The following is a 22,164-nucleotide window of genomic DNA, read 5'->3' as shown; positions in this document are numbered from 1 at the left end:
GCGCATTGGCGCCGGCGGGCCGGCGTGGTACAAAGCCCGCCTTGATGTGTTTGCCGGATTCCGCCATGAGCGCACTGCCATTCGACCTTGATTCCGTTCTCGACACCCTGGCCGACAAGGGCTGGGTGGTGATTCCCCACGCGCTGCCGGCCGAGCTGGTGCAGCAGCTGCGCGATACCTGCCTGGCGGTATGGGACGCCGGCCGCTTCCACGAGGCCGCTACCGGGCGTGCCGCCGGCCAGGCTCGCCGCGCCGAAATCCGCAGTGATTCGGTGTTGTGGCTGGACCAGGTGGCCGACGCCCCGGCGGTGCAGGCCTATAACGCGGCGATGGACGACATCATGCACGCGGTGAACCGCGGCCTGTACCTGGGCCTGGCCGAGCTGGAATCGCACTTTGCCGTGTACCCCACCGGCGCGTTCTACAAGAAGCACCTTGACCGCTTCCGCGACGACGACGCGCGCACGCTGACCACGGTGTTCTATCTGAATGAAGGTTGGCCGCAGGACGCGGGCGGCGAGATCCGCCTGTATCTGGACCCGGACTGCCAGACCCATATCGATGTGGTGCCGGAGGCCGGCACGCTAGTGTTGTTCCTGTCGGACCGCTTCTGGCACGAGGTGCTGCCGGCGCGTCAGCAGCGGCTGTCGGTTACCGGCTGGTACCGCCGCCGCAGCGACCGGGTGCTGTAAGCGTCGCGACAAGGTTGTCGTGGCGGTGGGCCGCTGACCCGGCGCGTGGTATGGCGAGAATGGCGGGGCGCGTTCAGCCTTCGCCAGAACACTGGCTCAGGCTGTGGCACGGCGCCAGGCCATAGTCGCCAATGACGCAGTTGCGCCCGGCTCGCTTGGCCTGGTACAGACGCTGGTCGGCCAGCTGCAGCAAGGCCGCGGGGGTGGCAATGCCGGCGCGCAGGCTGGCCACGCCGGCACTGATGGTGACGAAGGGACTAACCTGGGAGGCAGGGTGCGGAATGCCCATCGCTTCCACGGTGCGGCGCATGCTCTCCAGTAATTGCCACGCCCCTTGCGGCTGGGTGGCCGGCAGCAGCACCACGAACTCCTCGCCGCCGTAGCGGGCGGCCAGGTCGCCCGGGCGCCCCAGGTTGCTGGCGATGGCTTGTGCCAGCTGCTGCAGCACGCGGTCGCCCATGGCGTGGCCGCAGTGGTCGTTGTATTGCTTGAAGCAGTCGACGTCCAGGATGGCTACCGACAGCGGCAGCTGGTTGCGGCGCGCGCGTTCCCACTCGCCGTGGTAGGCCTGGTCGAGCTGGCGGCGGTTGGCCAGCTCGGTCAGGCCATCGATATTGGCCAGGCTTTCCAGCATGCGGCGCTGGCGCTCCAGCTTCAGGTGGGTGGCCACACGCGCCTTGACGATGACTTCGTTCAGCGGCTTGGTAATGTAGTCCACCGCGCCGCGCAGCAAACCCTGCGCTTCGTCCTCCGGCCGGTCCTGGCCGGTAATGAAAATGACCGGAATGTTCTTGGTGCGGGCATCGTGTCGCAGTGCCTGCAACACGGCAAAGCCGTCCATCTCCGGCATGACCACGTCCAGCAACACCAGATCGGGCAGATGTTCTCGGGCAAGTTGTAGCGCCTGCTGGCCGCTTTTGGCCATCAGTACGGTGTAGTCGGCTTTCAGCAGACCGTCCAGCAGATGCAGATTGATGATGACATCGTCCACAATCAGGATTTTTTGTTGTTGCTTCATGTGGTACTTCCGATAGGCGAGTCCAGCTTCTTGATCAGTGACTGCAATTGTCGATAAGCCTGATCATATTCTATCTGGTCTAACAGTTTGCCTATATTACCCAGTTGTTCATGACATTCCTGCGGCATCGCCTCGAAAAGCGCCTGTAATGCTTCATCGGCTCGGGAGTCGGCATGCTTGAGTTTATCTTGCAGCTGTTGCAGCAGGCGTAGCTGTTCCGGTAACGGCCGCGGCTGCGCAGGTAGGGCTTCCGGCGGCGGCATGCTGGTCTGCAGCCGTTGCAGGGTGTTTTCCAGCTCGTCCTGCATTTCGGGCAACAAAGCCTCTGCGGCCAACCGTTGATGGTCGCGCAGTGCTTTTTCGATACTGCTGGCCAGGGCGGACAGTCGCGGTGCGTCCACATAGGCGGCGGCCGCTTTCAGGCTGTGGGTGTGGTACTCGATGCTGGCCCAGTCGCCGGTTTCGTGCAGCAGTTGCAGCTTGGCCGGTAGCGGACGGTAGCTGGCCACGAAATGCTGGCGCAGGCGTTGTGCCAGATCGTATTGCCGTCCGGGCAGGAAGACGCGGCGCGGCTGGCTGGTCTGGCGTACCGGCAGCCAGCGCAGCAGGGCGGCCACCAGCGCTGCGGGCACAATGGGTTTGTCCAGGTGGTCGTTCATGCCGGCGGCTTGGCTGGCCTGGTGGTCGCTGACCATGGCGTGGGCGCTGAGCGCCACAATGGGCAAGCCGGCGTGTGCCGGGTTGGCCCGGATCTGTCGCGTGGCGGCAAAGCCGTCCAGCAACGGCATCTGGATGTCCATCAATACCAGGTCGTAGTGGCTGCAATTGACGGCGTCGACGGCGTCAATGCCGTTTTCGGCCACGTCTATCAACAGCCCGCTGTTTTCCAGCAAGCCCAGTACCACTTCGCGGTTGATGGCGTTGTCGTCCACCAGCAGGATGCGGTTACCTGCCACGCCAGACAGGCTGGCCAGCTGTTGTTGCAGTTGGGCCTGGCTGTCCTGTCGCGGCGGCTGGCGGTGGCCGGCCAGCAGTTGCAGCTGCGCCTGCAGGGCAGCAGGGCGGACCGGTTTGTTCAGCGCGCCCTCTACGCCGGAAACATGCTCGCTGTCTGCGTGGTGATAACCATGGTTCATCATCACGACTACCGGCTGGCGCAGCAGGCGGGCATCGCGGATGCGTTGCAGTGTTTCCGGTGCGCTCCAGCCCGGCATGTCGCTGTCCAGCAGTAGCAGGTCGATGGCATCACCTTGTTCCTGCGCCTGGTACAGCATGCCCAGTGTGCTGACGCCGTCACTGGCCTCGCTGGCGTGCATGCCGAACTGGTGCAGCATGTCGCACAAGGCGCTGCGGGTATGCGGGTGATCGTCCGCCACCAGTACCTGCAACGGGCGCAGTGCCGGCTTGCGCACGGCTTCGGCTTGCCACGGCAGCGTCAGCAGCAGGCTGAAGCAGCTGCCCTGGCCCGGCTGGCTATCCACCTGCAGTTCTGCTTGCATCAGGCTGGCCAGTTGCTTGCAGATGGCCAGCCCCAGGCCGGTGCCGCCATAGCGGCGGGTGACCGAGCCGTCGGCCTGGGTAAAGGAATGGAACAGGTGCTCACGCAGCGCCGGTTCGATGCCGATGCCGCTATCCTGCAGCGCAAAGCGCAGGGTGACGTTGAACGGGTCGCGCCGGCTGGCGCTGACGCTGAGGGTGATCTGGCCGCGTTCGGTGAATTTGGCCGCGTTGCTGGCCAGGTTGCACAGGATCTGTTCCAGCCGCAGCGGGTCGCCGATCAGCCGTTGCGGTACGTCGGCTGCTACGCGGAATACCGGCTCCACCGGCTTGTCCTGGGTGCGCAGCACCAGCACGTCGGCCACGCGCTCCAGCACGTCGTCCAGCGCGAACGGCACGCTTTCCAGCGCCAGCTTGCCGGCCTCGATCTTGGAAAAGTCGAGGATGTCGTTGAGGATCTGCAGCAGGCCTTCGCCGGAGGACAGGATCTTGTGCAGGTAATGGCTGACCTGCAGGTCCGGCGCGCGTTGCAGCGCCAGCCGCGCCATGCCGAGGATGGCGTTCATCGGGGTGCGGATCTCGTGGCTCATATTGGCCAGGAACAGCGATTTGGTACGGGTGGCTTCCTCGGCACGCTGCCGCGACTCCTGCATGTCGTGTTCGGCGGCCTTGCGCGCGCTGATGTCCATGATCACCACCACCATGCCGGCGTCGGGGTCGTCCGGGTTCACCAGCTTGGCGTGGATGGCGCACCACACCGTGCTGCCGTCCTTGCGTTGCAGCGCCATGTCGGTGGCCAGCGGGCTATGCCGGGTCTGGTGACCTACCAGCTGGTAGTCGCTTTCATGCTGGTACAGGCAGCGGGTGGATTGCAGCGTGAGCTCGTCTTCGCCATAGCCCAGCATCTGGCAGAAGCCCTGGTTACAGTGCTGGATGATGCGGTCGCGCACGAAGGCGATGCCGACCAACGCGTTATCCAGAATGGCCTGTTGCTCCAGCCGGATGCGGTCAAGCCGCTTGGTGCGTTCCTGTACCTGGCGCTCCAGGTTGTCGTACAGGCGGGCATTGTCGATGGATACCAGCGCCTGCAGCACCAGCATGCGCAGAAAGGTCAGCCGTTCGTGGCTGAAGGCATGGCTGATCAGGCGGTTTTCCAGGTACAGCACGCCGATCACCTGCTGCTTGCGCAGGATGGGCAGGCACAGCACCGAGCTTGGCTGGTGCTGCTCCACGTAGGGGTCGTGGTTGAAGCGCTGCGAGCGGGCAAGATCGCCTTCCAGCAACGCTTCGCCGGTACGGATGACGTAGCGCACCAGTGTCAGCGGCAGCTGCGGGTGCTGGCGGGCGTCCAGCAGTACCGGTTCCGGCTTGCCCTCGCCGCGCTCCAGTAGCCAGTGATCCTGGTATTGCAACAACAGGCGCGCGTGCTGGGCGCCAGTGTTTTCGCTGACGATCTCCAGCAAGCGGGCCAGCACCCGTTCCAGCCCCAGCTCGCCAGACAGGGCGCGGGTGGCTTTCAGGATGGAGGCCAGGTCGAGCGCGCCCTGATGGCTGGCGGGCGCTGCGGTATCGCTGACGCCGCCGGGCTTGCCGGCAGGTGGCGGCAGCAGCGTCAGCCCGCGCAGCTGATAGTGCTGCTGCATTTGTCGGCATTTGCCGGCTGCGCCCCAGGCCTGGTAGCCCTGCCAGGCCTGCTGCAGAAACAGGCGGGCAATACTGTGTTGGCCGCAGGCCAGCCAGTAGTCGCCGTAGCATTCGCTGGCCAGCGCCGACAGGTGCTGGAAACCATGGTGATTGGCCAGATTGATGGCCTTTTGGTAAGCCTGTTGCGCGGCCAGCGCCTCGCCATCGCAACGGGCCAGTTCGGCCTGCAGCAGCGCATGGCGGGCGGCAAAGTTCTCCGGGCAACGTGCTTGCCAGCGGGCGTGCTGAGCCAGCTGAGCCTGCAGTTGCTGCCGCCAGGTGCTGGCTTGCGGGTCATCGGGGCTGGCGCGCAGGGCGCGGGCCAGGATGATGGCACGGTAGAAGCCGGCTTCACTCACCTTGAACTGGCCGGCCAGCCGGGTTGCAATCAGCGGCAGTTGCGTACTGAGCGCCAGTGCATCGGGCGCCTGCAGCAGGCAGGCCGTCATCAGCTTGCCGTGATAGTAGTAGGCCAGCTGCATCGGCCGGTCGTGATAGCGCTGCAGGAAGTCTTGCTCGCTGAACGATTCGTCATCGAAGCTGTGCGGATGGTAGGTCAGCCCCATCAGGCAGCAGATCGGCTGGATGCTGCCGACGCAGGCGCAGTCATACATGGCCTGCAAATGCAGGCTTTGCAGCTGCTGCAGGTCTTGTTCGGCCAGCTCCAGCAGGGTGGGCAGGTACTGGCCTTGCAGCAGGCGGTCGCTGCCGCGTACGGCCAGCAGGTAGCCGATATTGAGCCGGTCACCGCTGTCGCGGCTGTCTTGCAGTGCCTGTTCGTAATAGGCATCCAGCTGTCGCAGCGGGTGCTGCCAGTGCCCCAGCACGCTGGCGTACAAGAACGCGGTATTGCCGCGAATGTCGATGGCTGGCTGCTGCTGCGCCAGCTGCATGGCAAATTGCCCGATGCGCTCGGCCGCATCGGCATGGTCGAACTCGCGTGCCAGCAGCGAGGCGTACAGCACATAGGCAAACGGCGAGCTTTCACCGTGGCCATGCTGCAACGACAGCCGTGTCATGTGCAGGATGGCCAGCGTGTCCAGCGCATGTTGGCCGCACAGATAGGCGGCATGACTGACACCGAACAGCAAGGCCAGTGCATCACGGGCTTGCGGGTTCTGCATCAGCGGCAAGGCGGCCAGCTGCTGGCTGTCCGGCCCGCCGTCGGCAGTGCCCAGTTGCCGGTACAAGTCCTGCAGCATGCACTGTTGTGCATCGTCGTCTTGCGGCAGGGGAATGCCTAGCTGCGCCAGGCCCCGGCATTGCAGGGCCAGCGCTTCCTGGTAGCGCGCTTGCAGCAGGTACTGCTGCATTTGTATGCGGTAGCCGGCGATGCAGGCGTCCGGGTTGGCAGCCAGGGCTTCCAGTTGCGGGTAAAGTGCATCGGCCAGCGCCCACTGCTGGCAGTGGCTGGCGGCCTGGCACAGGGCCAGCAGGATACGGTGTTGCGCCGCAGGCGGGCTGTCGGCGGGCAGCAGCTGGCGCGCCAGTTGCAGATGATGCAGGGCTGCCGGGTAAGCAGCCGTCTGCAGGGCCTGCTGGCCGGCCTGGGCATTCAGCGCTGCCAGTTGTGCCCGCTCCTCGGGTGCCCGTAGTAGCGGCAGGGCGGCATTGAGCTGCGCCAGAATGCCGTACAGGTCGGTGTCGCTACGGCCGGCTTCCAGCTCGGCCAGCAGCTTGCGGCCAACGTTCAGGTGTTGGCGCTGGCGCCCCGCTTCGTCGAGCAACACGTAGGCCGCTTGCTGGATACGGTCATGCGGAAAGTGATAGTACTCGTCGTCACCTTGTCGGTTTTCCACCTGCAGCAGCTCGGCTTGCAGGGCACTCTGCAGCTGTTGTCGCGCGCTGTGCCGGGTGAGGCCAGCCAGGGCTGCCAGGCGGTCAAGGGCAAAGCGGTTGCCCAGCGTGGCGGCCAGCTGCAGCAGTTGCTGATGGGCGGGCGGCAGCTGGTGGACTTTATCCACCATCCATGTCAGGACATTATCGGTAACAGGCGTGGCCGCGACGGCGTCGGTTTGCCAAAACCAGCATTGCTTGTCCGGATGAAAATGCAGTAGCCCGCCATCCTGCAGGCTACGGACAAACTGGCGCAGGAAAAAAGGGTTACCGCCGGTTTTGTGCAGGCACAGTGCAGCCAGCTCACCCAGTGTGTCGGCGGGCACCTGCAGGCTGTCGGCCAGCCAGTGCGCAATCTGTGCGTGGTCCAGGGGGGCGGGCAACAGGATGCTGGTGGCGGCTTCCTGGCGGTCCAATTGGGCCAGCAGCTTGGCAAGCGGGGGCTCCTCGCCGTTGTCCAGTTCGCGATAGGTGCCCAGCAACAGAATGTGGGGGTGCTGTACCAGCAGCAAGGCGAGCAGGTCCAGCGTGGCCTGGTCGGCCCATTGCAGGTCGTCCAGCAGGATGACCAGCGGATGATGCGGGCTGGCGAATACGGCAACAAGCGAGGCCAGCAACGGGGGGAGTGCCGCGCTGTCGCTGCCAGGCGCTAGCGCGCTTGCGGCGGTGTCAGGCAGCAGCAGCGCCAGTTCGGGCAATACCCGGGCCAGTGTGTTGCACCCCGTGCCCAGTTGCTGATGCAGCAAGGTGGCCCATTGCGCCACTTGCGCGCGCGGTAGCGTCAGCAGCTGCTGCAGCAACTGGCGCAGTGCCTGCAGCACGGCGGCGTAGGGCATGTGACGCCGGTATTGTTCGCACTTGCCGGCGATGAAAAAGCTGCCCGCCTGGGTGGCCGGCAGGCGCAGCGCTTCGGCCAGTGCAGTCTTGCCGATACCGGCATGCCCGCCGATCAGGCAAAGCTCGCTATGTGGCTGGCGGCAGCGTTGCAGGCTTTGCTGTAGCTGAGCGAGGGCGGTGTCGCGGCCGTATAGCTGCTCGGACAGTTGCAGGTGGCCGCGGCGGGTGCCGTGTTGTGCCGGCAGGGCAGGGCCGGTCTGGCCCTCGTCCAGCAGCGGTTGGCAAAGCAGCAGGTCGCACTTGATCTGGGCCATGCTCTGGTAGCGGCGGTCTGGGTGCTTTTCCAGCAGTCGCTGCACGATAGCTAGCAGTTGCGGGGGGAGGGCGGCCAGGGCCGGGTGCTGGTAGTCGGGTACCCGGGCCAGGTGGGCGTGGATCAGCTCCATGCTGTCCTGGTTGTCAAACGGTAGTTGGCCGCATAGCAACTGGTACAGGGTCACGCCCATTGAATAGTAATCGGCACGATGGTCCAGGCCATGGCTGGTGCGGCCGGTGTGCTCCGGCGAACTGTACGCCAGCGTGCCTTCGTGCAGCACGCCTGGCTGTGTGTCGCTGCGTGGCGGGCAGGCAAGGCCGAAGTCGATCAGCTGTAACTGGTGACGTGTTGCCTGCCAGACGATGTTGGCCGGGTTGACATCGCGGTGCACCAGCCCGGCCTGGTGTACCGCGTGCAGCGCATCGCACAGCTGCAAGGCCATTTCCAGTGCCAGCGTCGGTGTCAGCCCGGCTCCGGGTGGGCAGCGCTGCACGACGTGGCTTAGTGCTTCGCCACCGCAGTCTTCCAGCACCATCACCCAGTGTTGCTGGTGTTGCAGCAAAGCATGGGCCTGGACGATACCGGCATGGGACAGACGCTGCAGGCAAGCGTACTCGGCCTGAAAGCGGCTGACTTCATCGCTGTCGCGCGCGGTGGGGCGCAGCACTTTCAGAATGACGGGCAAGCCATCGGCCTGGCGGTGGCTGCGGTAGACAAGGGTGCGACCGCTGTCGTAGAGCAGGCTACCACTGGTATAGGCGGGCAGAGAGATCATGGTGTGAACCTTGTATTCCTGCGTGTGCACAGGGCCATGGCGGGTAGCCTGGCCGTTTGCCGGGGCATGCGTGCCTTATTTGTGTGGGTTTATTTATTTACCCATTGTTATTTTATGATTTTCTGTGAAACGCCGAGTCGGATGCCAATATTTCTATGCATTTGACGCTGGTCGGCAGCGGGTTGTGGCATTTTATGCAGATGGCAGATTCCCGCCTGTGGTGCTGCTGCGGGCAGTGCGCGCTGGCTCCGCACCGCAGCACGCTTTCCCCGTGTTCCCCGATACGGTTAGAATCGGGCTTTGTTTTTCAAACTTTCAGATTCCGCCCATGCTCACTTTCCAGGAAATCATCCTTACCCTGCAGCACTACTGGAACCGTCAGGGCTGCGCCTTGCTCCAGCCTTACGATACCGAAGTGGGCGCAGGCACCTCGCACACCGCCACCTTCCTGCGCGCCCTGGGCCCGGAACCGTGGAACGCTGCCTACGTACAACCCAGCCGCCGTCCGAAAGATGGCCGCTACGGTGAAAACCCGAACCGCCTGTTCCAGCACCACCAGTTCCAGGTGGTACTGAAGCCGTCGCCGCCGAATATCCAGGACCTGTACCTGGGTTCGCTGCGCGAGCTGGGCATCGACCCGGCCATCCACGACATCCGCTTTGTGGAAGACGACTGGGAAAACCCGACGCTGGGCGCCTGGGGCCTGGGTTGGGAAGTGTGGCTGAACGGCATGGAAGTGACCCAGTTCACCTACTTTCAGCAAGTGGGCGGCCTGGATTGCAAACCGGTACTGGGCGAGATCACCTACGGTCTGGAACGCCTGGCCATGTACCTGCAGGACATCGAAAACGTCTACGAACTGATCTGGACCCGTCTGCCGGACGGCACCCCGGTCACCTACGGTGACGTGTTCTTCCAGAACGAAGTGGAGCAGTCGCGCTTTGCCTTCGAGCACAGCAACGTCGAGCTGCTGTTCAAGCAGTTTGCCGATTACGAAGGCGAGGCCAAGCGCCTGCTGGAGGCCGGCCTGCCGCTGCCGGGCTACGAGATGATCCTGAAGGCCGGCCACACCTTCAACCTGCTGGATGCCCGCGGTGCCATTTCGGTGACCGAACGTGCCGCCTACATCGGCCGCATCCGCAACCTGGCCCGTGGCGTGGCCCAGGCTTACTACGACGCACGCGAAGCCCTGGGCTTCCCGATGCTGAAAAAAGACTAAGCCATGAAGACAGCGGTCGCCTTCTTCACCCTGATTGCCGTGCTGGCAGGCCTCACCTGGTACCTGGCCAGCCAGCAGGAAGCCCCGCGTCAGGAAGGCAATTTCCAGGTGTACCAGAGCGGTGACGCCCTTGAGCTCGCCCTCGACCTGGACAGCATTGCCAATGTGAACGACGGCCTTGTCCGCTTCATCAACCAGGAGCGCTACGCCGAGAAGAAACGCGAGGAAAGCCTGGACATCAGCTATCAGGTACGCCGCCTGGAAGGCCGTGCCGATTGCCAGAACATGCAGTACGCGTTCATCAACACCAGTTACTGGACCGCGCGCGGCAAGCATGTGTACACCCAGATGTTCCCGCTGCAACGCTACAACTGGGCCTTCGTGCCGGTGGAGCAGGGCTCCATTGCCGAAACCATGCTGAAGATCGTGTGCCGACTCGCGCCTAGCGCCCCCAGCGAAAAGATCGAATGACCATGACCCAACAAGCCACCCTGCTGATCGAGCTGCTCACCGAAGAGCTGCCGCCCAAAGCACTGGAAAAGCTGGCCAACAGCTTTGCCGACACCATTACCGACGAACTGAAAAAACTGCAGTTCGTGGCGGCCGACACTGCGGCCAACGTTTACGCCAGCCCGCGCCGCCTGGCGGTGCAGATTCCGGCCGTGGCCGCCATCCAGCCCGACCAGCACATCGTGCGTCGCGGCCCGGCGGTATCTGCCGGCATGAAAGACGGCCAGCCGTCGCCGGCCCTGGCCGGCTTTGCCCGCTCCTGTGGTGTGGACGTAGCAGCGCTGACCATCGTGCACGACGGCAAGCAGGACGTGTTTGCCTACGAATCCACCAAGGCTGGCGAAGCTCTCGCCGCCGTGCTGTCCGGCATCGTGGCCACCGCGCTGAAAAAGCTGCCGGCGCCCAAGCTGATGCGCTGGGGCAGCCTGGACGTACAGTTCGTGCGCCCGGTACACGGCCTGATGATGCTGCACGGCGAGCAAGTGATTGCCGGCGAGGTACTTGGCCTGCAAAGCCGCAACCTCACCCGTGGCCATCGCTTCCTGTCTGCCGGTGACGTGACCGTGGCCAACGCCGACGCCTACGCCCGCACCCTGGCCGAAGAAGGCAAGGTGATTGCCAGCTTCACCGCCCGCCGCGAGCTGATTCGCCACAAGCTGACTGAAGCCGCTGCTCGCCTGAACGCCACCATCGCCGCGCCGGATGCGCTGTTCGACGAAGTGACCGGCCTGGTGGAATGGCCGGTGGTGCTGGAAGCCGGCTTTGAAGCCGAATTCCTGAACGTGCCGCAGGAATGCCTGATCCTGACCATGCAGCAGAACCAGAAGTACTTCCCGCTGCTGGATGGCGACGGCAAGCTGATGAACCGCTTCCTGCTGGTGTCCAACCTGCAAACCGACGACCCGCGCTACATCGTGGGCGGTAACGAGCGCGTGCTGCGCGCCCGTCTGTCCGACGCCAAGTTCTTCTACGAGCAAGACCAGAAGCAGCGTCTGGACAGCCGCCTGCCGCGCCTGGCCAACGTGGTTTACCACAACAAGATCGGCAGCCAGCTGGAACGCGTCGAGCGCCTGCAGAGCATCGCCGCCGCCATCGCCGGCAAGCTGGGTGCCGATAGCGCGCTGGCCGCCCGCGCGGCGTACCTGGCCAAGGCCGATCTGGTGTCCGACATGGTCGGCGAGTTCCCCGAGCTGCAAGGCATCATGGGCCGCTACTATGCGCGCCTGGACGGTGAAGACGCCGCCGTGGCCGACGCCATCGAAGGCCACTACCACCCGCGTTTTGCCGGCGACAGCCTGCCGCAAGGCCCGATCGCTACCGCCGTGGCACTGGCCGACAAGCTGGAAACCATCGTCGGTATCTGGGGCATCGGCCTGATTCCTACCGGCGACAAAGACCCGTTTGCGCTGCGTCGTGCCGCGCTGGGCGTGCTGCGCATGGTGCTGGAACAGCCGCTGGACCTGAAAGCGCTGATCGCCGACGCTGCCGCCGCCTTCCCGGCCGGCCTGCTGTCTGCCAGCGTGGTGGACGAGGTGTACGCTTTTGCGCTGGAACGCCTGAAGAACTACCTGGCCAACGACTACAAGGCCGACGAGATCGACGCCGTACTGGCGCTGGCACCGACCCAGCTGAACGAAGTGGGCGCCGTGCTGGCCGCCGTGGCGCAGTTCAAGGCGCTGCCGGAAGCCGCTACCCTGGCTGCGGCCAACAAGCGCGTGAAAAACATCCTGAAGAAAGCCGAAGGCGACATCGGCACGGTGAACCCGGCGCTGTTTGCCGAAGACGCCGAGCGTGCGCTGTTCGACGCCATCCAGGCGCTGGCGCCGGCGGTGGAAGCACAGTTTGCCGCCCACGACTTTGCCGGTGCGCTAACCCAGCTGGCCTCGCTGCGGGCGCCGGTGGATGCGTTCTTCGACGGTGTGATGGTGATGGCCGACGACCTGGCCGTGCGCGCTAACCGTATTGCGCTGCTGGCCAGCCTGGCCGCGCTGTTCAACCGCGTAGCGGATATCTCGCTGCTGGCGGAGTAAGACCGTTTTCGCCACGGACACACACGGAAGACACAGAAGACGGCGCGCTGCCTTCCGTGTTTTCTGTGTGCTTTCGTGGCGAACCAGCATTTTTTACGTGGCCTAAAAGGACACCATGAAACTCGTCATCCTCGACCGCGACGGCGTGATCAACCAGGATCGCGACGACTTCGTCAAGAACACCATGGAATGGCAGCCGCTGCCGCGCAGCCTGGAAGCCATTGCCAACCTCACGCAAGCCGGCTGGCGCGTGGTGGTGGCCACCAACCAGAGCGGCATCGGCCGTGGCCTGTTCGACATGCACGCGCTGAACGCCATGCATGAAAAAATGCACCGCCTGGTGAACCAGGCCGGCGGCCGCATCGACGCGGTGATTTTCTGTCCGCACGTGGCGGACGATCAATGCGATTGCCGCAAACCCAAGCCGGGCATGGTGCACGAGGTGATGGAACGCTTCAATGTGCGTGGCGATGGCCTGCCGATGATAGGCGACAGCCTGCGCGACCTGCAGGCAGTGGCCGAAGTGGGTGGCCTGCCGTTGCTGGTGCGTACCGGCAAGGGCCTGCGCACGCTGGAAAAAGGCGGTTTGCCGGCGGGCACCCAGGTGTTTGACGACCTGTTCGATGCCGCCGACTACCTGATCAATCTGGAAGACTGAGCCCCATGCTGTTGATTCGCAACCTGATCTACTGGCTGCTGGTACTGGTTCTTACCCCGCTGTTTTTTGCCGTGCTGTTCCTGTGTGCGCCGTTGCCGCGCCGCCGCCGCCACCTGGTGGGCGAGGGCTGGGCGCGGGTGCTGACCTGGTTGCTGTGGCACGTGGTGGGCCTGCGCTACCGCGTGATCGGCGCGGAGAACATCCTGAACCAGCCGGCCATTATTTGTGCCAAGCACCAGTCCGGCTGGGAAACGCTGTCGCTGCAGGAAATCTTTCCGTCGCAGGTGTTCGTGGCCAAGCGCGAGCTGCTGCTGATTCCGTTCTTCGGCTGGGGCCTGGCGCTGACCAACCCCATCACCATCAACCGTGCCGACCGTGCCAACGCCAACCGCCGCCTGCTGGAGCAGGGGCTTAACCGCAAGCAGCATGGTTTCTGGATCAGCGTGTTTCCGGAAGGCACCCGCATCCGCCCGGGCCTGGCCGGCAAATACAAGCTGGGCGCCGCGCGCATGGCGGTGCAGTTCGACATGCCGATGGTGCCGGTGGCGCACAATGCCGGCGAGTTCTGGCCGCGCAACGCCTTCCTCAAGCACCCCGGCGAGATTACCGTGGTGATCGGCCCGGCGCTGTTCCCGGCCGATTACGCCGGCCCCGAGGCGATGATGAAGGCCGCCGAAGCCTGGATCGAAGCGCGTCAGCGCGAGATCGGCGGCGTTGGCCCGTTTGCCCATCCCGATGAGCGCAAAGCCCGCGCCGCTCAGCCTCGCGCTGCCTGACGGCGTGGTGGCGGTGCAGCTGACGCGCCGCCCTCGCCAGAGCGTGGCGCTGCGCATCCGCGACGGCGTGGTGGAGATGATCGCGCCGCCGGCGGTATCGTTGGCCGCACTGCAGGATATCCTGGCGCAAAAGCGCGACTGGATCGCCAGTCACCTGGCGCGGCAGCGGTATGAAGACGCGCAGCGCGAACAAAGCCGTGGCCAGGTGATGCTGGCCGGGCAGACGCTACGCCTGGCGGTGGAAGACGCCAGCCGGCACCGCGCCCGTATCGACGGCGAGGTACTGCAGCTGGCCGGCCCCGGCCTGCAGCAACCGGCCAGGTTGGCCGCCGCCGTGGTGGCCTGGCTGCAAAAAGAGGCGCGCCAGCGCTTTTGTGCGCGGCTGGAAGCTTGGGAGCAACGCGCGGCACGGCCGCTGTCCGGCTGGGCGCTGTCGTCGGCGCGTACGCGCTGGGGCAGTTGTACCAGCCAGGGCATCATCCGGCTGAACTGGCGCCTGGTACAGGCGCCGCCGGCAGTTCTGGATTACGTCATCGCCCACGAGCTGGCGCACCTGCGCCACATGAACCATTCCCCGGCGTTCTGGGCCGAAGTGGAACGCCTGTACCCGGGCTGGCAGCCAGCGCGGCAATGGCTGAAAACCCACGGCAACAGCCTGTTCCGTTACGGTTGAACAGCCTGTTCTGGCCGCTTGTCTTTAACTTTGCCCACCCGTCCCCATCTGCCTGCTCTTGCCGCGCTGCGGCCAACCTTATTGCCGGAGAACACCATGCGCCTGCTGCATACCATGATCCGTGTCGGCCAGCTCGACCGTTCCATCGCCTTTTACACCGAAGTACTGGGCATGACCCTGCTGCGCCGTCACGACTACCCGGAAGGCCGCTTCACGCTGGCCTTTGTCGGTTATGGCGACGAAGACAGCAACAGCGTGATCGAGCTGACCCATAACTGGGACACCGACAGCTACGACCTGGGCAACGCCTTCGGCCACCTGGCGGTGGAAGTGGCCGACGCCTACGCCGCCTGTGACGCCGTGCGCGCCAAGGGCGGCAAGGTGGTACGCGAAGCCGGCCCGATGAAGCACGGCACCACCGTGATTGCCTTCGTGGAAGACCCGGACGGTTACAAGATCGAGTTCATCCAGAAAGGCACCCGCTAAGCGCCGGCGTGCCGGTGGCGGCGCGCTTGCCGCTGTCATCTACAGCCCTTCTGCTATGCTGAAGGGCTTTTTTGCGTCTGCGGCCAGCTGCCGGGGGGACGATTTTTGCTTTTGTGGCAAACCGATTCCGGAATTAATCGTTTAAACTGCGGTCACAAAACATTCTGTTACAAAAAAGAGCGGTTGTGACGCCGCCAGCACAAGGAGCCCTGATGACCCGTTTTACTTCTGCATTGTTGCTTGGCCTGCTACCTGGCCTGGCCCAGGCCGCCAGCCTCGATGGCGCGACACTATCGCTGGCCTGGGGCTTACCCTTCGCCGGTATCCTGTTGTCGATTGCGCTGTTCCCCATTTTCGCCCCCGGTTTCTGGCACCACCATTTCGGCAAGATCACCGCCGGCTGGACCTTGCTATTCCTGTTGCCGTTTACGGCTACCTTCGGGCTTGGCACCAGTGCCGGGCTGGTAGTGCACGCCATGCTGGCGGAGTTCATCCCGTTCGTGGTGCTGCTGTTTGCGCTGTACACGGTGTCCGGCGGCATTCTGGTGTGGGGCAATCTGCACGGTTCGCCGGCGCTGAATACCGGCCTGCTGGCGTTGGGCACGGTGCTGGCATCGCTGATGGGTACCACCGGTGCCGCCATGCTGCTGATCCGCCCGCTGATCAAGGCCAACGACAACCGTCAGCACAATGTGCACGTGGTGGTGTTCTTCATCTTCCTGGTGGCCAACATCGGCGGCGGCCTGACGCCGCTGGGCGACCCGCCGCTGTTCCTGGGCTTCCTGAAAGGCGTGGACTTCTTCTGGACCGTGTCGGCGATGGCGCTGCCGGTGTTGCTGTCGGTGCTGGTGCTGCTGGCGGTGTTCTACGCGGTAGACAGCTATTACTTCCGCAAGGAAGGCGTGTTGCCACGCGACAAGACGCCGGACGCGCCGATCAAGCTGTATGGCCTGCGCAATATCCCGCTGCTGCTGGCGGTGATCGGCGCTGTGCTGCTGTCGGGGTTCTGGAAGCCCGGTATCAGCTTTGACGTGATGGGTACCCCGGTAGCGCTGCAGAACCTGGTACGCGACGGCCTGCTGCTGCTGATTGCTGCTGTTTCGCTGAAGATCACGCCGGCACAGGTACGCGCTGGCAACGAGTTCAACTGGGACCCGATTCTGGAAGTGGCCAAGCTGTTTGCCGGCATCTTCATCACTATCGGCCCGGTGATCGCCGTGCTGCAAGCGGGTAAAGCCGGTGCGCTGGCGCCGCTGGTCAGCGTGGTGTCCGGCCCGGACGGTGCGCCGCTGAACGCGATGTACTTCTGGATGACCGGCATCCTGTCCAGCTTCCTGGATAACGCGCCCACCTATCTGGTGTTCTTCAACCTGGCCTCGGGCGATGCCGCCACGTTGATGGGCCCGCTGTCGCAGACGCTGCTGGCCATCTCGATGGGCGCCGTGTTCATGGGGGCCAACACCTATATCGGTAACGCGCCCAACTTCATGGTGAAAGCCATCGCCGAGCAGCGTGGCATCAAGATGCCGAGCTTCTTCGGTTACATGGCGTGGTCCATCGTGTTCCTGCTGCCGCTGTTCGTGCTGCAGACCTGGCTGTTCTTCTGATCGTCGCCAGCGCCGCGGTAGCGGCAATCGCAACACCCCGGCAGCCTGCCTGGCAGGCTGCCGGGGTGTTTTTACAGGGTGAACGGTATCAGTAGCCGGCTTAGCGCCTGCCGCAGCCGCGCGGCGACACCGGGGGGAAGCTGGCGTGAGCAGGCCAGCACGTTGTCGGCCTTGCCCAGTGTGCCAATGCGGCGTAACAGCGGCGCCGGCTGCAGGCTGTACATGCTGATCTGGGTTGTCAGCAATACGCGGGCACGGCCCAGGCCGACCAGCTGCACGGCGGTGGCCAGTGACGGGTGTTCGATCACGTTCAGCCCCTGCCGTTGCAACAGTGACTTCAAGCCGCTGCCAAAGCCCAGCCGCTGCGATGCAGGCAGCTGCGCCAGCTCATCCAGACCGATACGATCGTGCATACCGCTATACGCCACGATGGCGTGCTCCCCCAGAATGCCTATGACCTGATAGTCACTGCGCTGGCGTCGGCTCTGCAGGTGCAGGCTGCAAACGTTTTGCTGGCTACCCAGCGTTACTTCCACCCGTGCCGGCGTGGCCAGCCGGTAGCGCCACTGGATACCGGCCTGGCTACCCAGCTGCTGTAGCATGACCACCAGTTCGCCCTGGGCCTTGCCGTCGTGTACCTGGTAAACGCCTGTCAGCTCCGGTCCGATGAAGTCCAGCTCGATGCCGGTAGCCAGTACAGGCAGCGGCAGCAGCCAGGGCAGGGTGAGAAGTTGGCGCGGAATGGACATGGCATTTAGGCCTTTGTCATGGTGACTGGCCAGTATAGGCATGTTCCCGATCCTGTTTTAACGAGAGCTTTGCGGTATCCTTGCCGCTTTCCCGTTTTCTGTCTGCAGCACATCATGCATATCCACATTCTCGGTATTTGCGGCACCTTCATGGGTGGCATCGCCGCCATCGCCAAAGCCGCCGGCCACAAGGTGACCGGTTGCGACGCCAACGTCTACCCGCCGATGAGCACCCAGCTGGAGGCCATGGGCATCGAGCTGATGCAGGGCTTTGGTGCAGAGCAGGCCGATATCGGCGCCGACGTGTTCGTGGTGGGCAATGTGGTCACGCGCGGCAAGCCGCTGATGGAAGCCATCCTCAACCGTGGCCTGCCGTACATTTCCGGCCCGCAGTGGCTGGCCGAGAACGTGCTGCACGACAAATGGGTGCTGGCGGTAGCCGGTACCCACGGCAAGACCACCACCACCTCGATGCTGGCGTGGATCCTGCAGGACGCCGGCCTGGCGCCGGGCTTCCTGATTGGCGGCATTCCGGAAAACTTCGGCATTTCGGCGCGCCTGCCGGGCACGCCGGCGCAGGATGCGGCCAGCCAGAGCCCGTTCTTCGTGATCGAGGCCGACGAGTACGACACGGCTTTCTTCGACAAGCGCAGCAAATTCGTACACTACCGCCCGCGCACCGCGGTGCTGAACAACCTGGAATACGACCACGCCGACATTTTTGCCGACCTGGCGGCCATCGAAACCCAGTTCCACCATCTGGTGCGTACCGTGCCCGGTGAAGGCCTGGTGGTGGCCAATGGCCGCGAAGCCAGCCTGCAGCGTGTACTGGACCGTGGTTGCTGGACGCCGGTGGAAACCTTCGGTACCGATAGTGGCTGGCAAGCTGGCGCGGCGGACGCCGACGGCAGTTTTGATGTCCTTCTGGATGGCCAGCTGCAAGGCCGGGTGGTGTGGGACGTGCCAGGCGAGCACAACCGCCTTAATGCGGTGGCCGCCATTGCCGCGGCACGCCACGTGGGGGTGACGCCGGCGGTGGCCATCGACGCGCTGTCGCGCTTCAAGAGCGTGAAACGCCGCATGGAAGTGAAAGGCACCGTGCGCGGCGTCACCGTGTACGACGACTTTGCCCATCACCCCACCGCCATCACCACCACGGTGGCCGGCCTGCGCCACAAGGTTGGCCGCAGCACGCGCATCCTGGCGGTGCTGGAGCCGCGTTCCAATACCATGAAGCTGGGCACCATGAAGGCGGCGCTACCCGGTTCGCTGCAGGACGCTGACGTGGTGTTCTGCTACGGTGCGGCCAACCTGGGCTGGCGCGTGGACGAGGCGCTGGCGCCGCTGGGCGACAAGGCGCACTGCTTTGACGATATCGACGCGCTGGTGGCAGCCATCGTGGCCGAAGCCCGCGACGGCGATCAGGTACTGGTGATGAGTAACGGCGGCTTTGGCGGCATTCACGCCAAACTGCTGGCGGCACTGGGCTGATTGCTGCTGCTGGTTGCCAGCACCGCTCCGGCTTGCCGGGGCGGTTTTTTTATGGCGTGCCGCCGGCTGGCCTGTGCGGCGGCGTTAACCGTTTTGCGCCGGCGCGGCGCTGTGAATGCGGTTGCGGCCTTCGCTTTTGGCTTGGTACATGGCGTGGTCGGCGATCTTCAGCAGTTCCGACAGCTGCTCGCCGTGACGTTTGCGCTCGGCCAGGCCGGCGGAGAAGGTGATGTGCACCATGTCGCCATCCTGCAGTAGCGGGAGTGCGGCCAGGCTCAGGCGTACGCTTTCCAGCAGTGCGTGTGCTTCGTTCAGATTGTAGTCGGGCAGCACGATGGCGAACTCCTCGCCGCCCATGCGGCCGAACAGCGCGCTGTGCGGTAGTGTGGCGGCAATGTGCTGTGTCAGCCGTTGCAGTACGCTGTCGCCGGCAGCGTGACCGTAGCGGTCGTTAATAGACTTGAAGTGGTCCACGTCCAGTACGGCTACCACAAAGCACTGGTTCTCCAGCCGTGCCAGCTCCAGTGCCTTGCCGGCACCAGACAGGAAATGGCGGCGGTTGGCAATACCGGTCAGATCGTCGCAGGTGGCACGCTGGTACAGCTCGTGCTGGGTGGACTGCAATTGCGACAGGGCGCGCTCGGTGGCCTGTTTTTCTTCTTCCAGCCGCTGCGCGTGCAGCAGCCGCTCGGTGATGTCGACAAAGCTCAGCACGTAGGCATTGCGTTCGCGAAACAGCAGCGGGCGCATCGACAGCACGCTCCACAGCCGCTCGCCGCTGCGGGTGCTCAGCTCCACTTCGCGCTCGCTCAATTGCTGTTGCTCTTGCAGCAAGGACAGCAGCTGGGTGTACTGCTCGGCCGAGGTGAACAGGCTTTCCAGCGAACGACGGTACAGCGCCTGGCGGGCAAAGCCCAGTAGCCGGGTGGCGGCTTCGTTGCCGGTCAGGATGATCTTCTGCTCGGCGTCGATCAGCAGTACGCCTACCTGGACGGTGTCGATCAGCGTTTGCTGGTCGCGCTGTTCCTCGATCAGCTTGCGCAGTCGCTCGCGCAGGCTGTTGTTGGTCAGCGTCAGCAGATGCGTGGCCTGGTTCACCTCGTCGCTGCGTTGCAGGATGAAGCTCAGCCGGCGGCCAACCCGTAACAGGATTACCAGCAACACGCCACTCATCAGCGTGGCCGCCGCGGTCAGATACAGGGCAAACAGCACGAAGGGCTCGGCGTACTGTACCGGCGACAGCTGGACCGACAAGGTCAGTGGCACGCTTGTCAGTTCGGTACTGGCTGGAGCACTGCGTAGCACGCCCTGGTTCAGGTAGCCTTCCAGCCGGTCTGCCGCTGCGCCCAGGCTGACCAGCGCGTTCTGGCTGCTGTCACTCAGCAAGACTTGCGGGGCCATGGCCAGCAGCTCGCTGTCCAGCAGGGCGGTAAACGAGACAAAGCCCACCAGCGCATTGCGGCAGTTGTCGGCTTCGCATTGCGGAATCACCACCAGCAGCCGCGAGGTGTCACGTCGGGTGTCGGCGTCCAGCAGCAGCAGGCGGCCATCCACGGGGTGTTGCTGTAACAGCTGGCGCACGCTATCGGCGGTGACGGGGGCCAGGTTGTCCAGGTCGCCGTGCAGCTGGCTCTGGCTGTCAGCATCAACCAGCCACAAGCGGCCGTGTTCCAGCGGGTACAGGCTGTTCACCTCTCGCGCCAGGCTACTGCCGTCCTGCCGGTACAGCAGCATGTCCCGGCGCAGCGTTTCCAGCCGTGTATCTATTCCTCGCACGGCCTGCTGCAGCCAGCGCTGCTGTTCGGTCTGGATCTGCTTGCGGGTAAAAGCGGCGCGTTCGTGCAGGGTTTCTACCACCACAGACCATAGCAGCAGCAGGAACAGTGCCGACAGGATAGGCATCAGCCGGCTACCGCGCAGCGCACCCAGTTCGGTTTGTCGCGGGTTGACGGGCGTCATGCCTGGCGTCCGATACTTTGACGGTGGCGGCGGAAGACCCAGCGTTCCCACGCCGCCTGCGCCTCGCCCAGGGCGGCGCCCCAGTCGCCCACAATGGCAAAGCCGTCTGCCTGCGGCAGACAGTGGCGGATGGTCAGTGGCAAGTGCAGGGTGAGCGCCGACGGCGCTTGTACCTGCAGCGACAGCTGGCCCTGGCTGCCAACGGCCAGCGCCAGCGGATGGTGCCAGGCGATCGCTTCCAGCCCGAGCCGGCAGGCGACCGCCGGCGGGTGTTGCGGGTAATGCTGTTGCAAGGCCAGCTCCAGCGCCAGGTCGAGTTTGGCTTCCAGGCGCTGTAGCCCCGGCGCGGCGTCAGCCGGATCGGCCTGGCCGGCCAGGATGGCCAGCGCCAACCGCGTGGTCAGCAAGGCCTGGGGCGCGTGGCCGGGCTGCGGCTGGTAGTCCAGCGGCAGGTGGCAGTCGAAACTGACGGTATCCAGCGACGGCAGGGTCTGCGGCATGGTTACAGGAACAGCTTGCGGATGCCGTCAAGACCGCTGACATTGAGGCTGTAACGGGCCTGCTCGCGCACCACCGGCTTGGCGTGGGTGGCCACGCCGACGCCGGCTTCGGCCAGCATCAGCAGGTCGTTGGCACCGTCGCCCATGGCGATCACCTGTTCCGGCGCCAGGCCCAGCGCGCTGCGTTTTTCGATCAGCAGACGGCGCTTGGCTGCGGCGTCCACGATGTCGCCAACTACGCGGCCGGTGAGCTTGCCGTCCACGATCTCCAGCTGGTTGGCGTAGGTGTAGTCCAGGCCCAGCTCTGCTTTCAGGCGTTCGGTAAAGTAGGTAAAACCGCCGGATACCAGCATGAACTTCACGTTGTGCTCGCGGCAGGCAGCCAGCAGCTCGCGGGCGCCGGCCATCAGCTGCAGCCGCTCTTCGTACACGCGGGCCAGCGCGCTTTCCGGCAGCCCGGCCAGCAGGGCCACGCGTTCGCGCAGCGATTGCGAGAAGTCCAGCTCGCCGCGCATCGAACGGGCGGTGATGGCGGCCACCTGCGGCTTCAGGCCCTGCATGTCGGCGATCTCGTCGATGCACTCGATGGTGATCAGCGTGGAGTCCATATCGGACACGATCAGGCCGAAATCGGCAAAGCGGCGCTGGCTATCGACGTAGTTGGCGTCCACGCCCAGGCGGGCGGCACGTTCCAGTACCAGCTCACGGCGTGCGGGGTTGGCCGCAGCCAGGCGGGCGATGCCGTCTACAGGTGTCACGGGCTCGCTACCGGCCAGAATGGCCAGCTCGGTCACACGGGCAAAATCGAGATGCGGGGCTTGCAGAACCAGGGTGGGGCTGACGCTCATGATG

General features: G+C 64.6%; 16 protein-coding genes. 10 read left to right on the top strand and 6 right to left on the bottom strand.

What is annotated here, in order from left to right:
* Window positions 1-65 precede the first annotated feature (65 nt).
* Window positions 66-692: a 2OG-Fe(II) oxygenase gene (locus tag FLQ03_RS09815; protein ID WP_144371245.1), complete on the top strand. Its 627-nt coding sequence runs from the start codon at window positions 66-68 to the stop codon at window positions 690-692.
* A gap of 73 nt (window positions 693-765) precedes the next feature.
* Here the strand turns inward: FLQ03_RS09815 and FLQ03_RS09810 are convergent, their stop codons facing one another.
* Both FLQ03_RS09810 and FLQ03_RS09805 read right to left on the bottom strand, forming a co-directional pair.
* Window positions 766-1,710: a diguanylate cyclase domain-containing protein gene (locus FLQ03_RS09810; protein WP_144371244.1), complete on the bottom strand. Its 945-nt coding sequence runs from the start codon at window positions 1,708-1,710 to the stop codon at window positions 766-768.
* Window positions 1,707-8,654: a response regulator gene (locus FLQ03_RS09805; protein ID WP_144371243.1), complete on the bottom strand. Its 6,948-nt coding sequence runs from the start codon at window positions 8,652-8,654 to the stop codon at window positions 1,707-1,709. Before FLQ03_RS09805 ends, FLQ03_RS09810 begins: the two co-directional genes overlap by 4 nt.
* 328 nt (window positions 8,655-8,982) lie before the next feature.
* Between FLQ03_RS09805 and glyQ the strand changes: the two genes are divergently transcribed.
* The 8 genes from glyQ (at window position 8,983) to FLQ03_RS09765 (ending at window position 16,613) form a co-directional block, all read left to right on the top strand.
* The gene (gene glyQ / locus FLQ03_RS09800) at window positions 8,983-9,873 is read left to right on the top strand and encodes a glycine--tRNA ligase subunit alpha (RefSeq protein WP_144371242.1); all 891 of its coding nucleotides are present in this window, start codon (window positions 8,983-8,985) and stop codon (window positions 9,871-9,873) included.
* Window positions 9,874-9,876: 3 nt separating this feature from the next.
* Window positions 9,877-10,344, top strand: a complete 468-nt coding sequence (locus FLQ03_RS09795; RefSeq protein ID WP_144371241.1) for a surface-adhesin E family protein — start codon at window positions 9,877-9,879, stop codon at window positions 10,342-10,344.
* A gap of 2 nt (window positions 10,345-10,346) precedes the next feature.
* Window positions 10,347-12,413 (top strand): glycine--tRNA ligase subunit beta, encoded by a 2,067-nt coding sequence (glyS, locus tag FLQ03_RS09790; protein ID WP_144371294.1) that lies wholly within the window; start codon window positions 10,347-10,349, stop codon window positions 12,411-12,413.
* 115 nt (window positions 12,414-12,528) lie between these two features.
* Complete coding sequence (gmhB, locus tag FLQ03_RS09785; RefSeq protein WP_144371240.1) at window positions 12,529-13,071, top strand: D-glycero-beta-D-manno-heptose 1,7-bisphosphate 7-phosphatase; 543 nt, start codon at window positions 12,529-12,531, stop codon at window positions 13,069-13,071.
* A gap of 5 nt (window positions 13,072-13,076) precedes the next feature.
* Window positions 13,077-13,847: a lysophospholipid acyltransferase family protein gene (locus FLQ03_RS09780; RefSeq protein WP_144371239.1), complete on the top strand. Its 771-nt coding sequence runs from the start codon at window positions 13,077-13,079 to the stop codon at window positions 13,845-13,847.
* Window positions 13,807-14,520, top strand: coding sequence for a M48 family metallopeptidase (locus tag FLQ03_RS09775; RefSeq protein WP_144371238.1), 714 nt, complete (start codon window positions 13,807-13,809; stop codon window positions 14,518-14,520). The genes FLQ03_RS09780 and FLQ03_RS09775 overlap by 41 nt, the downstream gene beginning before the upstream one ends.
* Window positions 14,521-14,616: 96 nt before the next feature.
* Window positions 14,617-15,006, top strand: a complete 390-nt coding sequence (gloA, locus tag FLQ03_RS09770; protein ID WP_144371237.1) for a lactoylglutathione lyase — start codon at window positions 14,617-14,619, stop codon at window positions 15,004-15,006.
* A 212-nt stretch (window positions 15,007-15,218) separates the two neighbouring features.
* On the top strand, window positions 15,219-16,613 hold the full coding sequence (locus tag FLQ03_RS09765; protein ID WP_144371236.1) for a sodium:proton antiporter: 1,395 nt from the start codon (window positions 15,219-15,221) through the stop codon (window positions 16,611-16,613).
* Between the two features lie 71 nt (window positions 16,614-16,684).
* Here FLQ03_RS09765 and FLQ03_RS09760 read toward each other — a convergent pair whose 3' ends face one another.
* The gene (locus FLQ03_RS09760) at window positions 16,685-17,362 is read right to left on the bottom strand and encodes a hypothetical protein (RefSeq protein ID WP_144371235.1); all 678 of its coding nucleotides are present in this window, start codon (window positions 17,360-17,362) and stop codon (window positions 16,685-16,687) included.
* Window positions 17,363-17,473: 111 nt separating this feature from the next.
* Between FLQ03_RS09760 and mpl the strand changes: the two genes are divergently transcribed.
* Complete coding sequence (gene mpl, locus FLQ03_RS09755) at window positions 17,474-18,853, top strand: UDP-N-acetylmuramate:L-alanyl-gamma-D-glutamyl-meso-diaminopimelate ligase (RefSeq protein ID WP_206210936.1); 1,380 nt, start codon at window positions 17,474-17,476, stop codon at window positions 18,851-18,853.
* A gap of 84 nt (window positions 18,854-18,937) precedes the next feature.
* Here the strand turns inward: mpl and FLQ03_RS09750 are convergent, their stop codons facing one another.
* The 3 genes from FLQ03_RS09750 to serB are packed head-to-tail and all read right to left on the bottom strand — an operon-like array spanning window position 18,938 to window position 22,160.
* Window positions 18,938-20,812 (bottom strand): sensor domain-containing diguanylate cyclase, encoded by a 1,875-nt coding sequence (locus FLQ03_RS09750; RefSeq protein ID WP_144371233.1) that lies wholly within the window; start codon window positions 20,810-20,812, stop codon window positions 18,938-18,940.
* A complete protein-coding gene (locus FLQ03_RS09745; RefSeq protein ID WP_144371232.1) occupies window positions 20,809-21,312 on the bottom strand; it encodes a hypothetical protein in 504 nt (167 codons plus the stop codon). Before FLQ03_RS09745 ends, FLQ03_RS09750 begins: the two co-directional genes overlap by 4 nt.
* Before the next feature lie 2 nt (window positions 21,313-21,314).
* Entirely contained in the window at window positions 21,315-22,160 is an 846-nt protein-coding gene (gene serB / locus FLQ03_RS09740; RefSeq protein WP_144371231.1) for a phosphoserine phosphatase SerB, read from the bottom strand.
* Window positions 22,161-22,164: the final 4 nt, after the last annotated feature.

It is taken from the genome of Vogesella urethralis (assembly GCF_007644045.2).
In the GTDB taxonomy this organism is placed as follows: domain Bacteria; phylum Pseudomonadota; class Gammaproteobacteria; order Burkholderiales; family Chromobacteriaceae; genus Vogesella; species Vogesella urethralis.
This window is presented reverse-complemented; position numbering and strand designations above follow the sequence as displayed.